Source organism: Capnocytophaga gingivalis ATCC 33624 (assembly GCF_000174755.1).
Classification (GTDB): Bacteria; Bacteroidota; Bacteroidia; order Flavobacteriales; family Flavobacteriaceae; genus Capnocytophaga; species Capnocytophaga gingivalis.
On sequence record NZ_ACLQ01000018.1, the window covers coordinates 93,907 to 107,393 of the forward strand.

Annotated in this window: 11 protein-coding genes, 1 tRNA gene and 1 pseudogene; 4 read left to right on the plus strand and 9 right to left on the minus strand. The window is 40.4% G+C overall.

The genetic code is table 11. From position 1 onward, the window contains the following. Window positions 1-202: 202 nt before the first annotated feature. Window positions 203-1,955 (plus strand): annotated as a pseudogene (gene rho, locus CAPGI0001_RS06145) (transcription termination factor Rho). Window positions 1,956-1,986: 31 nt separating this feature from the next. Here rho and CAPGI0001_RS06150 read toward each other — a convergent pair. Then, entirely contained in the window at window positions 1,987-2,433 is a 447-nt protein-coding gene (locus tag CAPGI0001_RS06150) for a PepSY-like domain-containing protein (RefSeq protein WP_002667872.1), read from the minus strand. Between the two features lie 310 nt (window positions 2,434-2,743). Further along, on the minus strand, window positions 2,744-3,271 hold the full coding sequence (locus CAPGI0001_RS06160; protein WP_002667756.1) for a PepSY-like domain-containing protein: 528 nt from the start codon (window positions 3,269-3,271) through the stop codon (window positions 2,744-2,746). A gap of 107 nt (window positions 3,272-3,378) precedes the next feature. Between CAPGI0001_RS06160 and CAPGI0001_RS06165 the strand changes: the two genes are divergently transcribed. After that, window positions 3,379-4,188 carry a hypothetical protein gene (locus CAPGI0001_RS06165; protein WP_002667911.1) on the plus strand — a complete coding sequence of 270 codons (810 nt, stop codon included), beginning with the start codon at window positions 3,379-3,381 and terminating at the stop codon, window positions 4,186-4,188. Window positions 4,189-4,269: 81 nt separating this feature from the next. Here the strand turns inward: CAPGI0001_RS06165 and fbaA are convergent, their stop codons facing one another. The 7 genes from fbaA to truB form a co-directional block, all read right to left on the minus strand. Then, entirely contained in the window at window positions 4,270-5,337 is a 1,068-nt protein-coding gene (fbaA, locus tag CAPGI0001_RS06170; RefSeq protein WP_002667754.1) for a class II fructose-bisphosphate aldolase, read from the minus strand. A gap of 67 nt (window positions 5,338-5,404) precedes the next feature. Continuing rightward, window positions 5,405-7,747, minus strand: a complete 2,343-nt coding sequence (locus CAPGI0001_RS06175) for a TerD family protein (protein ID WP_002667847.1) — start codon at window positions 7,745-7,747, stop codon at window positions 5,405-5,407. 96 nt (window positions 7,748-7,843) lie between these two features. Then, window positions 7,844-7,963, minus strand: a tRNA-OTHER gene (locus tag CAPGI0001_RS12945). 136 nt (window positions 7,964-8,099) lie between these two features. Continuing rightward, the gene (locus CAPGI0001_RS06180; protein WP_002667874.1) at window positions 8,100-8,921 is read right to left on the minus strand and encodes a 2,3,4,5-tetrahydropyridine-2,6-dicarboxylate N-succinyltransferase; all 822 of its coding nucleotides are present in this window, start codon (window positions 8,919-8,921) and stop codon (window positions 8,100-8,102) included. Window positions 8,922-8,998: 77 nt separating this feature from the next. Next, entirely contained in the window at window positions 8,999-9,544 is a 546-nt protein-coding gene (locus tag CAPGI0001_RS06185; RefSeq protein WP_002667799.1) for a GNAT family N-acetyltransferase, read from the minus strand. Then, entirely contained in the window at window positions 9,541-10,305 is a 765-nt protein-coding gene (locus CAPGI0001_RS06190) for an energy transducer TonB family protein (protein WP_002667659.1), read from the minus strand. The genes CAPGI0001_RS06185 and CAPGI0001_RS06190 overlap by 4 nt, the downstream gene beginning before the upstream one ends. Continuing rightward, a complete protein-coding gene (gene truB / locus CAPGI0001_RS06195) occupies window positions 10,302-10,991 on the minus strand; it encodes a tRNA pseudouridine(55) synthase TruB (protein ID WP_002667699.1) in 690 nt (229 codons plus the stop codon). The genes CAPGI0001_RS06190 and truB overlap by 4 nt, the downstream gene beginning before the upstream one ends. Window positions 10,992-11,297: 306 nt before the next feature. Here truB and nrfH point away from each other — a divergent pair, with 306 nt between their 5' ends. Together nrfH and nrfA are read left to right on the plus strand one after the other, a co-directional pair. Then, window positions 11,298-11,900, plus strand: a complete 603-nt coding sequence (gene nrfH, locus CAPGI0001_RS06200) for a cytochrome c nitrite reductase small subunit (protein ID WP_040359833.1) — start codon at window positions 11,298-11,300, stop codon at window positions 11,898-11,900. Between the two features lie 32 nt (window positions 11,901-11,932). Beyond that, a complete protein-coding gene (nrfA, locus tag CAPGI0001_RS06205) occupies window positions 11,933-13,399 on the plus strand; it encodes an ammonia-forming cytochrome c nitrite reductase (protein WP_002667808.1) in 1,467 nt (488 codons plus the stop codon). Window positions 13,400-13,487 lie beyond the last annotated feature (88 nt).

Genomic DNA, 13,487 nt, shown 5'->3' on the forward strand with positions numbered 1-13,487 from the left:
AAAAAAAATATGTACCTTTGCAATCTCAAAATTAAGTATTTCAGGGATAGGTAATTCCTCTGTATAGTTCCAAAGTGACACCATCCTTGAAGAAATATTCTATCTTATTTGATGGCTTATCTAAGAGCAGTGTACAATACGGCTGCAATATTCATATAAGCAAACTTTCTATCAACAACAACTCATATCAACTTACCAATATATGTTTGAAATTTCCGATTTAAAGGAGAAGAAACTTCCTGATTTGCAAGAAATTGCACAATCTTTAGGGATGAAAAAAACAAAAACCCTTAAAAAAGAAGAGCTTATCTATCGTATTATAGATTTCCAAGCAGAAAACCCTTCTCTGATTACCCCAGCCAAAGAATCCTTGCCTAAGGAAAAAGAGAAAAAAACAAAAACTCCAAAAAATAATAAAGAACAAGAAGCTCCTACTCCACAGGTGACTACTCCACAGGGAACGCCTAAAACAAAAGAAGTACATCCCAAAAAGGAAAAATCTAAAAATAATACCCCTCTGCCTAAGGAAAATACTCCAAAACCACAAGATACTCCAGCCAAGGATACGGGTGCTCCTGCTCCAAAGAAAAAAAATGATGCTCAAGGAAAGGGTGAAGGCAAAGGGAAATATACACCCAATAAAGATAAAAAAGGAAATAATAATTTCCCAAAGCAGGAACGTAAAGAGGTAACTGCCAATGCTCCTATAGAGAATTCTACTGTAAGTAACAATAATACCAATCAAAACAATACTCCTTATAATACCTCTCCTAAGGTAAATAATGGGGAGAATTATGATAAGGAAAAGAAGAATCGCTACCGTTCTCCTGATTTCGAATTTGAAGGGATTGTAGAGTTGTGAAGGGGTTTTCGAACTTGTTGCTGACGGCTATGGTTTCCTTCGCTCTTCGGACTTTAATTACTTGGCTTCTCCCGATGATATCTATGTATCTCCTTCTCAGATACGCCTCTTTGGTCTCCGTACTGGAGATACAGTATTGGGGACTGTACGCCCTCCTAAGGAAGGAGAGAAATACTATCCCTTGATTAAAGTGCTTAAAATCAATGGATGTGATCCTCAATCGGTACGCGATAGGGTGTCTTTTGACAATCTTACTCCAATATTCCCTAATGAAAAATTCAATCTATCGGGCAGAAGAAGTTCTACTTCTACTCGTATTATAGACCTTTTTGCACCTATCGGAAAAGGACAACGAGGAATGATTGTGGCTCAGCCTAAAACAGGGAAAACAACACTGCTTAAGGATATTGCCAATGCAATATCAGACAATCATCCAGAGGTATACTTGATGGTATTACTCATCGATGAACGTCCAGAAGAGGTAACTGATATGCAAAGAAGTGTAAGAGGGGAGATCATCTCCTCTACCTTTGACAAAGAAGCTACCGAACATGTCAAGATCGCTAATATTGTATTGGAAAAAGCAAAACGCTTGGTAGAGTGTGGGCATGATGTGGTTATTCTCTTGGATTCTATTACCCGCTTGGCTCGTGCTTATAATACAGTACAGCCTTCTTCAGGGAAAGTACTTACAGGGGGGCTCGATGCCAATGCGCTACACCGTCCAAAACGCTTTTTTGGAGCTGCGCGAAATATAGAAAAAGGTGGCTCTCTCTCTATTATTGCTACAGCACTTACCGATACTGGTTCCAAAATGGACGATGTGATTTTTGAAGAGTTCAAGGGTACAGGTAATATGGAATTGCAATTGGACAGACGTATAGCCAACAAGCGTATATTCCCTGCGATTGATCTGATAGACTCCTCTACGCGTCGTGATGACCTATTGCAGGATGAAAAGACACTTCAGCGTATGTGGATTGTTCGTAAGTATCTTTCAGAAATGAATGTAGTAGAAGCTATGGAATTTATCCATGATAGAGTGAAAAAAACAACAGATAACAATGAGTTTCTCATGACTATGAATGAATAAAAAATCGGGATTTTTTTCCCGATTTTTTTTATTAATCATCTACTCTAAGAAATTTTCCTTTGGAGTTGAACTCTAAGTCAATATCTCCTGTGAGTTCCACTTCATAGCCATAGCGTTTTTTCTTAATATCCTTAATAGTAGAAGAGGCATAATTCTTCTTTACATAATCTCTAATACCTGAAGGAATGATGGAAGCAGGAATTTCAGAACCTCTTGATTTTATTTCTTTCCATTCTCCATTAGGAAGGAATTCTACTTCGGTTCCATTGCTTAGAGCTACTGTATAATCTTCTACACGAAGCATCTCTGTATCTTTCCATACTGAAGCGACTTCTTCTTTAGGGAAATGGGTTTTTACAAAATTCTGAGCCTTGGCAGGAAGTTTGTCAAAAGTGATTTGTACATCATCCTGTGCCATAGCAGCCTGCAAGGCAAAAAGAGCAGTAACTACGGTTACCATTTTTCTAAATCTGTTCATAAAAATAATTTTATATAGTTTTATGCAGCAAAGATAAAACATATAATTGAAAAAAAATCAGAATAGAAAGCTATTTTTTTGTAAATTTGCAGTTCTAAATAACAACGATGAAAATACACTTTATTATAGAGAGGATGAAAATACACTCCAGCGTATGAGGATTGTTCGTAAGTACCTATCCGATATGAATATAATGGAAGTTGTCGGGCTTATCCAAGATAGAATGAAGAAAACAAAGGACTATGAAGAGTTCCTTATGAGTATGAATGAATAAAAAATCGGGATGTACTCCCGATTTTTTTATTTTTGATTAGTCGCCTATACGTAGGAATTTTCCGTTTCGGCTAAATTCTAAATAAGTTCCTCCAATGAGTTCTACTTCGTATCCATTGCGTTCTTTACTGATTTTCTTAATAGGATGACCACTGTAATTCTGGCTTACATATTGGGCAATCCCATTAGGAATAATCTTTGCAGGAATTTCAGAACCTCTTGATTTTTTTATTTCTTTCCATTCTCCATTAGGAAGGAATTCTACTTTGGTTCCATTGCTTAGAGCTACTGTATAATCCTCTACACGAAGCATTTCTATTTCTATGTCTTTCCATACTGAAGCGACTTCTTCTTTAGGGAAATGGGTTTTTACAAAACTCTGAGCCTTGGCAGGAAGTTCGTCAAAAGTGATTTGTACATCATCTTTAGGGGAATAGGCTTTTACAATACCCTCATCCTTGGCAGGAAGTTTGTCAAAAGTGATTTGTACATCATCCTGTGCCATAGTAGCCTGCAAGGCAAAAAGAGCAGTAACTACGGTTACCATTTTTCTAAATCTGTTCATAAAAATAATTTTATATAGTTTTACGCAGCAAAGATAAAACATATAATTGAGAAAAAATCAGAATAGAAAGCTATTTTTTTGTAAATTTGCAGTTCTAAATAACAACGATGAAAATACACTTTATTACTCAGGGAGAACCTTTTTTACAAGCCCTTATAGAGGGACTCTCTCCACTACATGAGGTGTCGGAGAGCGTCTCTGGGGCAATGCCTACCTCTGATACAGAAGTGGTGGTTATAGCTCAAGATATCTCCACTTCCGATCCGCAATGGCAAAAAGCCCAAGAACTCCAGTTGCCTATTTATTCTTATGGAGCTTTCCTATACCAACTTCATAAGCTAAAAACCCGAGTGGTTGTCACTGGCACCCAGGGTAGGGAAGAAATAGCGGCTATGGTACTACATACAATGGAATATTTCTCCAAAGAAATAGACTATTTTTTAGAAACGCCCATAGGGGATAAGCCTTCTTGTAGATTTTCTACAGGAGCGGAATTTGTTTTGATAGAAGGCAATGAATCCTATAGTGAAGTGGATAAGGCTCCAATATTCCATACCTATGCACCTACCTTGGCTTTGGTTAGCCATATTGAGGAGACTTCAAAGGAGGTATATGCTGATTTTATCAATACTATCACCAAAGGTGGAATCTTGGTGTATAATCAAGAAGATTCCCCGCTCTCTTCTATAGCAGAAGCTACAGAGAATCAACTACGACTCATGCCCTATGTCACTGCTGATTATATAGAAAATGGACAAACTACCTATCTTGTTACTCCTGAAGGGGAAATGCCTCTTATGATCTCAGGAAAGGAGAGGATGAACTACCTATCAGGCGCTAAGTGGCTTTGCCAAAATCTTGGTATCGATGAGCAGGATTTCTATGAGGCAATGGCAACCTTTGAAAGTGAAGAGTGAAAAATGAAAAAGTGAAGAACTACCTTATAGTAATTCTTCACTTTTTACTTTTTATTCTTTGTTCTTTACTTTTAAATACGATTATAAGGTATTTACATTATTGAGGTCTTCGAAGGCTTTCTTCACACGAGCTATGAAAGTCTTTTCTCCTTCTCTGAGCCATACACGAGGGTCATAGTACTTTTTATTAGGTACATCCGCTCCTTCAGGATTTCCTATCTGGCTTTGTAGGTAAGCGGCTTTGTTCTTCATATAGTCACGTACCCCTTCGGTGAAGGCATATTGTAGGTCGGTGTCTATATTCATCTTAACTACCCCATAGCTAATTGCCTCACGGATTTCCTCGAGAGTAGAGCCTGAACCTCCGTGGAATACAAAGTCAATAGTGTTGTGTGCTACATTGTATTTCTTAGAGATATACTCTTGTGAGTTTCTTAGGATCTTAGGGGTAAGTTTCACATTCCCTGGCTTGTATACACCGTGTACATTACCGAAAGCTGCTGCAATGGTAAATTGTGGACTTACCTTGAGGAGCTCTTCGTAAGCATAAGCCACATCTTCAGGCTGGGTGTATAGGCGAGACTCATCCGCATCGGAGTTATCTACTCCATCTTCTTCTCCTCCAGTGATACCAAGTTCTATCTCAAGCGTCATCCCCATTTTGCTCATACGCTCAAGGTATTTCTTACAGATTTCGATATTCTCTTTCAGTGGTTCCTCTGAAAGGTCAATCATGTGAGAACTGAAAAGAGGCTTGCCAGTAGCCTTGAAATGTTCCTCAGAGGCATCCAATAGCCCATCTATCCAAGGAAGCAATTTCTTAGCACAGTGGTCAGTATGTAGGATAACTGTAGCTCCATAAGCTTCAGCTAACTGGTGTACTTGCTTGGCCCCTACGATAGCCCCTAATATAGCGGCTTTTTGACCTTCGTTGGAAAGACCCTTGCCTGCCATAAATTGAGCTCCTCCGTTGGAGAATTGGATAATTACGGGTGCTTTCATAGCCACAGCAGCTTCCAATACACCATTGATACTGTTAGAACTGATAACATTTGCTGCGGGGAGGGCAAATCCTTTTTGCTTTGCATATTGGAAAATCTCTTGCACTTCTTTTCCTACTGCAACTCCTGGTTTAATGTTGTGATTCATGGTATTACTTTTAAAATTGCCACAAATGTAATACATTTTCTTTAAAGAGAAAAATATATTTAGGAAATTACCCTAAAAATAATTTACTGACATTACCTTGCCCTGCCCATTGCATATCATAGACTTCATCGGCAAGGGAAGGGTCATCTACTTGTTGTAGACCTTGTGCCTCAGCCTTGATCGCCAGTAGGTTACCGATAGTGAGCTTGCTATTGAGTTTCTCTAAGAGGGTTTTTACCCCAATTATAGAAAGTGCTTGCACTACTTGTCCTTGGAAAGGGAGCTCCATCCAGATAATCTCTTTAGCCTCTACATCCAACACTCCAAAAAGGAGTCCCTTCTGTAAGGGCTGAGTAATACGCACCTGATGAATCACCGCAGAAGGGTCATAAGCAACCCCTGTACGTTCGGATACTTTCATCTTATGCTTACTATCCATCCAACCTACGACTAAGTTAGGCGACAAAGCACCATTGGAATACGCATTGCAGGTAAAAAGTACATATTTAGCCTTGTGCTGGCGTAGGGTATTGACATCAATATTGATATACTCGGCCGTACCTACCTTATCAGGAATACTGCGGATATCCCCACTATGCTGGCAACCTAAGGTGGTAAGATTGTGGAAATAGCAGATGTCTGTTCTGTCTTTATAGACAATACGGCAGGACAAGTCCATATCCAAGTGTTGAGCTGGCAGGTCTTTCCCCCATTGCATAAAAAGGCGTATTTCGTTGCCCTCCAATGGGAAGTGGGTACCCATAAGGGTGGCATTAAAGTCATGTACATTATTACTTCTATCCCCTATAGGTAATGGAATATGATAGAGTTGTGGGTCTATATAGATAGATTGGTTCTTGTTTTCTTCCTTAGCAAACTGACGTTGGATGCTCCATAAGCAAAGGTCTTCTATCTTAGCTTTCATCTCAGCCAATTGCTCCTCATTATAGCTTCCGACAACCAAAGGGTGCTTAGGGATTTCTACTCGAGTTCCTAAAATAGTCTGTACGCTGCGTTTACCTTCTTTGCTAAAGTACAAATCGGCATACATATTCAGGGTAAAGAGTAGGCGAGTAGGCACTTGGTCTATGATTTCCTTGAAAGCCTCAAGTGTCTCGTCAGCTCCCAGCCAAAGCATACAAGCAAAGAGAGAACGAGCAAAGACCCCAGGACGCTGTTTAAGCAAGGAAAAAGCCTTTTCACTATCCATGTTTAGGTAGGCGGTATTAAGCTCAGCTTGCCATACACTATAACGCTCATTATAGAATACGTCCAAAAGGGTAGCAAGCTTTTCAAAGCCCTTCTTTTTGCTGTATTCTGCCAAACGTAAGGCACGGATAAAGCGCACCCACATCTCACGCTTAGGATGCATAATCTCACAAGCCTTTTCTGCTGAAAGCGGTAAGGCATTGAGCCAACGAGCTACGCGAGCACATTCTTGGCGGGAGTACTTGAGCTTGAGTTCTTTTTGTGCTCTTTCTTTGGCAGAGAGGTGCTTGTCTAAAGATTTGGTAATATGGCTGTGATTTAGCGCTTCTTTCTTGATGATAGTCTTAGGCTCTACGATTTGTAAAAAACTGGTTTTTTTATACCACAAATAGCGCAATATATCGGTAGGAGAGCTAAAACAAGCACCCGCTTCCGCTTCCTTACCTTGAGCAATATAGTTATCTACTACCAAGACAAGGGTTTCCTTCATACCAATATGAGTCTGGGGATCCACCGAGAAATAAGGTAATAGCAATTTAAGCGAATCTGCCTGAGTGGCATCCAAGGCTGTTTTTGAGCTTAGTAGGTTTTGGAAAAAGGTATTCGCTTCTGCTTCACGCCATAGATCAAGGATTTTGAGTTTGCTGCCTTGCTCGGTATGTTCTATCTTACCTATCTCAAAAGGGGTTCCACAGAAAGGACAGCCATTGTAGCGCCACAAAGGGAAGGTGCCATAAGGGATATAGTGCCCACAGGCTAAAAAACGCTCATGCTTATGGGTGAAATATTCTCTATTGTAGTCCTTAATATCGTTTGCTTCGTAGTAATCATCATAATCATACCAATAGCTGACATAGTTGTCAGACTTTATCAAATCAGGATATTGATTATAGAAAGCGGTGATAAGGTGATCAATGAAGCTTTCCCCTGTAGGCACTTCCCAATTCTTGATAAGGGGTGCCCAGTTGAGTTTTACATTCAGTACCTCTTTTATCACCTTGACAACTGACTGACGATACTCATTGGTAGTACCATTGATAGCGTGCAAAAGCTCTTCAGTAACCCCAAAACCATGTTGGCGTAGGGCAGCTACTAGTTCCAAGGTACCTGGCTGTATGGCTCTTTGTGAGACCATACTATCAGGAATATAAAGGGTGTTTTGCCTAAGGGCAACTTTTTGTATGTTGATTGTTTTTCCCATAGTGTGATACAATAAAAAAAGAAAGGTAATCACAGAAGTAAATCTTAACCTAAAAGAGAGAAGTAACTTCTGTTTGACCTTTCTTAGTTGTTTTTGTAGGACAGGTGGGACTCGAACCCACAACCCGGGAGTTAGAAGCTCAGAAGTAAATGGTAATTGACCTCGCATGGAAATAATCTTACCATTACCTGCTCTACCCAATTGAGCTACTGTCCTAATATGTTATAAATTTGTTTTGTTATAGAGGTTCTTTTTCTCTTTCTGGGTGCAAAGTTACAACCCTATTACGCAATGTTTTTGCGTAGTTGTAAGAAAAAGATGTAATTAACAAAAATATAACAATTATATTAGTTTACACCGCCACATTAAAATCCCTAAGAGCCTCATTGAGAGAGGTTTTTAGGTCGGTAGAGGCTTTGCGTTGGCCAATGATAAGGGCGCAGGGAACCTGATAAGCGCCAGCAGGGAATTGCTTGGTATAGCTACCAGGGATTACCACGGAGCGGGCAGGGACATAGCCCTTGTATGCTACAGGTTTTTCGCCTGTTACATCTATAATCTTGGTGGAGGCAGTCAGTACTACATTGGCACCTAAGACAGCTTCTTTCTCTACACGTACACCTTCTACAATGATGGAGCGAGATCCTAAGAAAGCTCCATCTTCTATGATTACAGGGGCTGCTTGCAAGGGCTCCAACACTCCTCCGATACCTACCCCTCCACTGATGTGCACATTCTTTCCTACTTGGGCACAACTACCCACTGTAGCCCATGTATCTACCATGGTACCACTATCCACATAAGCTCCGATATTTACATAGGAAGGCATCAGTACAACTCCTGAAGCTAAAAAAGCCCCACGACGTGCGGTAGCAGGAGGTACTACACGTACACCCTTGTCTTCGTAATTATGCTTGAGGGGAATCTTGTCATAGTATTCGAAGATACCTACCTCTTTGGTTTCCATTTTGCGGAAAGGAAAGTATAGAATAACTGCTTTCTTTATCCATTCGTGTACTTGCCATCCCTTATCAGAGGGAGTGGCTACTCGGAGTTCTCCACGATCAAGCAAGTCTATGGTTGCATCAATGGCATTCATGGTGACCTCGTCGGAGAGGAGACGGCGGTTTTCCCATGCATTCTCTATTTTCTCTTGTAAAGTTTTTATATTCATAAGTAATCAGTTATTGTTTATGCAAAGATAATAAATCCAATGATTGATGGAGTAATGTTTAATGATTAATTAACGCTCTATGATTGGTATATCAGGTGCTTGTAGGGAGCTCCTGCTAACATTTTCATATCCGCATAGGCAAATCCCATTCGCTGGTATAGTTTTTCCGCTTGGGGGTTCTCCATGGATACTAATAGTCCTATAGTTTCTCCCTTGAGCTGTTCCTTGAGGTGAAGCAGTAGGGAGGAGCCTATTCCTTTGCCTTGTACTTTTGGCGACACACTTAGGGTATCTATATAATATTCCCCTGCCTGAGTCTCAGGCTCCAAGCGGATATGATGTCCGTAGGAGGAATGAACAAAGTCAAATACTGTTTGAGAGAGCGTGGCTATATGTGCTCCATTGTAATAGACCAATGAACCAAGAATCTGATTGTCCTTTTCGTAGACCAATGTATTCTCATAAGAATACTGGTTGTTTTTTTGGATAAAAAGTCTTTCCAAGAATCGGGTGGCCTCCTTGGGGTCATTTCGATTTATAAGCTTGAAAACAATGTCAGACATGGCCTGAAACATAAGGGGAGCTACAGAGGGAGCATCCTGGGGAAAAGCAGTTCGTATCATTGAAATAAATAGGTAATGGTTCCGATTTGTTTGATCTTGCTATCCTTGTTAAAGCGAGCTTTTCGCGCGTAATAGATAGCATTGTCTATCAAGCATCCATTGGCTGTAGAAGAAGCACTTTTGTTGTAGGAGGCTTCTATGACATGTCCTTGTCCATCTACAGTGATATTGATAACTACCTTACCCGAAGCATCGCACGTATATACAGGATTAGGTAGTTCAGAGACAGCATCTCTTCCTACCAAGGAGTAGGAAATAAGAGTACGCTTATTGGCTTTCTTATCTTTAGGCTGGGCTTTGTATTTCTCTAATTCCTTGAAAGACATTCCATCATTGACCTTGTGAGGTTCTACCTTAGGCGGTTCAGTACCTTCGCCTTCTTCAGGGCTATTTTCGCCTTCTCCAGAGGCGTTTTCAGCCTCTTGTTTGGCCAAGAGATCATCCAAGGTCTCGAGATCCTCGGCTTGTTTTATACGTGAATCGGCTTCGTTGTAGGCGCGGGTAGTTACTTGGGAGTTGTCAGCGGGTTTGTCTTCCTCTGTTTGGGGATCTTCGAGTTTTTCTTGTTCTTCCAATAGCTTAGTGATTTCTTCTGTGGAAGGTACTTCAAGCCATATCTCTTCGGGCTTGTTGTTCACTCTTACAATAATGAAAGAAACCAATATACAGAGCATGATTGAGAGGGTGATGACAAAGGCTGTTTCTTGCCGTGACATCCCTAAGGATTGGAATTCGCGTTTGAGGAATTGTGTTAGTTTCATATGTTGGTATTTAAAAGTTCTACAAAAGCATCGGGGGATAGGGCATCTGCAACGGAATGATTTCCTATCTGAGTGCGTCTGAGTGAGGTTAAGTGGGCACCACTTCCTAGGGCTTTTCCTATGTCATGAGCTAAGGAGCGTATATAAGTACCTTTGCTACAGTGCACTTCAAAGGAAAGGGTATTCTCTCCTGAAGGAGTGAGAGCTAAAGAATGAATGGTAATTTCTCTTTCTGGTATTTCGGTAACTTCTCCTTTGCGAGCCAGTTCATACAGGCGTTTCCCGTCTTTCTTAATAGCTGAAAATAGGGGTGGGGCTTGTAGGAGCACCCCAGTGAATTGCATTCTTACTTGCTCTATTAGTTCTTCTGTGATATGAGAGGTTGCAAAGCGAGCGTCTATCTCAGTTTCCAAATCATACGAGGGAGTAGTCGCTCCCAAGGCGATAGTACCAGTATAGGTCTTGGGGGCATCCTGTAGGGACGAAATCAGCTTGGTATGCTTCCCTGTACATAGGATAAGCAAACCAGTAGCCAAAGGGTCGAGAGTGCCTGCATGGCCTATTTTGAACTTTTTTAAGTGGTATTTTTTGATGATAGCCCATTTGAGCTTATTGACCGCTTGAAAAGAACTCCAGTGCAAAGGCTTGTCTATCAGTATAGTTGTCCCTTCTATAAGCGTATTCATCCTTGAAAATATTTGTATGATATTAAAAACTGTGGCAAAAATACATTTATTTTTTTAATTCTTGATATTTTTCTTGAAATAATTTGTTAGATGGACGAGTGAACAGCCGTTGGTCGCAGGTACTTAATGGTTGCTTCTTGTCCTTTAGGAAAACAAAAAAGTAATCTTTGAAAAATCGGACATATAAGTGTTAAAATATCTTTATTTAGAATAAGAATAAAATACTGAAAAAAGCTATTTTCATTTTGTAGAATGAAAGAAAACACCTATTTTTGCAGCAGAAAAGATATAAAAACAAAAATCAAAATGGCAACGTCTTCTAATGAAAGCAATCTTAAAAAAAATAAAATTTTTAAGTATCTGATTCCTTCTTTAGTAGGGATTGTGATAGGCTTGTGTGGGTATATATTCTACCTTTCCAAGGCGCATTCCTATCTTTCTGATGATCCTAAAGCATGTGTGAACTGCCATATTATGGAGCCAGAATATGCCACTTGGTTGCATTCTTCACATGGACGTAATACAGTGTGTAATGATTGTCATGTGCCTCATGATAATGTATTTCGTAAGTATTACTTCAAGGCTAATGATGGACTTAGGCATGCTACTATGTTCACCTTCCGTATGGAACCTCAAGTGATTAAGATGCATGCTCCAGGGCAGAAGGTAGTACAAGAGAACTGTATTCGCTGTCATAGTACGCTTGTCAGTGAAGTGAGGTTAGGTAAGGTAACGGCTCCTATGGCGCACGCTGACAATGGAAAACTCTGCTGGGATTGTCACCGAGAAGTGCCTCATAGTCGTGTAAGAGGGCTCAATGCAGCGCCATCGTCTCCAGTTCCTATCATTGATGATATGGGTGAGAATACTCCTCAATGGATACAAGACTTAGTAAAAGATAAAAAATAATTGATATAAAAACAAAACTAATTGATACAACGATGAAAAAGAGAAATTGGTTATTAGTAGGAATATTAGCTATCGTAACATTTTTGTTAGGATTGTTGGCTAATTCTATAATGAATAGGTCTCATGAGGCCGAGTTCATCGCTAAGGGAGGAAACAATTTGGAAGACCAAGAGTGTCGCAATGAGCTCTATGCTCAGTTCTACCCACGTCAGTATGATTCTTGGGAAGCGACTGCTGACACAACTTTCCAATCCAAGTACATGAGTAGTCAGGATGATGATCTCTTGGCACTACGTCCTGAAATGGTAATTCTGTGGGCTGGCTATGCTTTCTCTAAGGAGTATAATGCACCACGTGGGCATATGCATGCCATAGAGGATGTTACCAAGATCCTCCGTACAGGAGCACCTACCGACTCTACCCACTCTCCTCAGCCAGGTACTTGTTGGACTTGTAAAAGCCCTGATGTACCTCGCTTGATGAAGAAAGTAGGTTTGGAAGAATACTATAGCGCTCCTTGGGACAAGTGGGGTAGCGAAATAGTAAACCCTATTGGTTGTGCTACTTGCCACAATACTAAGACTATGAAGCTTGAAGTACATCAGCCTGCTCTTGCAGAAGCTTTTGCTCGCCAAGGAAAAGATATCAATAAGGCTACTCATCAGGAAATGCGTTCATTGGTTTGTGCTCAATGCCACGTAGAATACTACTTCAAAGGGGATAAGAAATATCTTACTTTCCCATGGGATGAAGGTATGACTGTGGAAAAAATGGAAGAATACTACGACAAAGAAGGCTGGACTGACTATGTTCATAAAGTGAGTCGTGCTCCTATTATCAAGGCACAACACCCCGATTATGAGCTTTCTCAGCTCGGTATCCACGGACAACGGGGAGTATCTTGTGCTGATTGCCACATGCCCTACAAGACCGATGGAGCAGTGAAGTTCTCTGACCACCAAATCTCCAGTCCTTTGCGTAATATTTCTGCCAGCTGCCAAACTTGTCACCGCCAAAGTGAAGAAGAGCTTAGAAAGAATGTATATGACCGCCAAGATGCTGTATATGGTATGCGTATAAAACTTGAAAAGGAATTGGCTAAAGTACACTTCAAAGCCAAATTCTTGTGGGACAATGGGGCAACTGAAGAACAAATGAAACCCACCTTAGCCCTTATCCGTAAGTCTCAATGGCGTTGGGATATGGTACACTCCTCACATGGAGCGGCTTTCCATGCTCCTATAGAGTCAGAGCGTCTCCTTAGTGATGGGCTTATTTATGCTCTTGAAGCAGAAAAGAACTTGGATGTGCTTAAAGAAAAATTGCATATCGCAGCTGAGTTCGTTATGCCTGATATCAGTACTAAAGCTAAAGCTCAAAAAGAAATTGGCTTAGATATACCTAAAGAAGAAGCAGCTAAGAAACAATTCCTTAAAACTATCGTTCCTAAGTGGATCGAGGAAGCTAAGAAGGAAGGTCGCTTAGTTACACAAAAATAGTGCGATCCGCAAAAAAACGTAGGGGCGAATGGCAATTCGCCCTTACTTTTTATATTTTGATTAATCATTGATTATTAACTATTAATCA

What these genes read in the sequence shown, in the direction of transcription:
- CAPGI0001_RS06150 (WP_002667872.1), bottom strand. Translation starts at nt 2,433, where the DNA reads ATGAACAGATTTAGAAAAATGGTAACCGTAGTTACTGCTCTTTTTGCC.
- CAPGI0001_RS06160 (WP_002667756.1), bottom strand. Translation starts at nt 3,271, where the DNA reads ATGAACAGATTTAGAAAAATGGTAACCGTAGTTACTGCTCTTTTTGCC.
- CAPGI0001_RS06165 (WP_002667911.1), top strand. Translation starts at nt 3,379, where the DNA reads ATGAAAATACACTTTATTACTCAGGGAGAACCTTTTTTACAAGCCCTT.
- fbaA (WP_002667754.1), bottom strand. Translation starts at nt 5,337, where the DNA reads ATGAATCACAACATTAAACCAGGAGTTGCAGTAGGAAAAGAAGTGCAA.
- CAPGI0001_RS06175 (WP_002667847.1), bottom strand. Translation starts at nt 7,747, where the DNA reads ATGGGAAAAACAATCAACATACAAAAAGTTGCCCTTAGGCAAAACACC.
- CAPGI0001_RS06180 (WP_002667874.1), bottom strand. Translation starts at nt 8,921, where the DNA reads ATGAATATAAAAACTTTACAAGAGAAAATAGAGAATGCATGGGAAAAC.
- CAPGI0001_RS06185 (WP_002667799.1), bottom strand. Translation starts at nt 9,544, where the DNA reads ATGATACGAACTGCTTTTCCCCAGGATGCTCCCTCTGTAGCTCCCCTT.
- CAPGI0001_RS06190 (WP_002667659.1), bottom strand. Translation starts at nt 10,305, where the DNA reads ATGAAACTAACACAATTCCTCAAACGCGAATTCCAATCCTTAGGGATG.
- truB (WP_002667699.1), bottom strand. Translation starts at nt 10,991, where the DNA reads ATGAATACGCTTATAGAAGGGACAACTATACTGATAGACAAGCCTTTG.
- nrfH (WP_040359833.1), top strand. Translation starts at nt 11,298, where the DNA reads ATGGCAACGTCTTCTAATGAAAGCAATCTTAAAAAAAATAAAATTTTT.
- nrfA (WP_002667808.1), top strand. Translation starts at nt 11,933, where the DNA reads ATGAAAAAGAGAAATTGGTTATTAGTAGGAATATTAGCTATCGTAACA.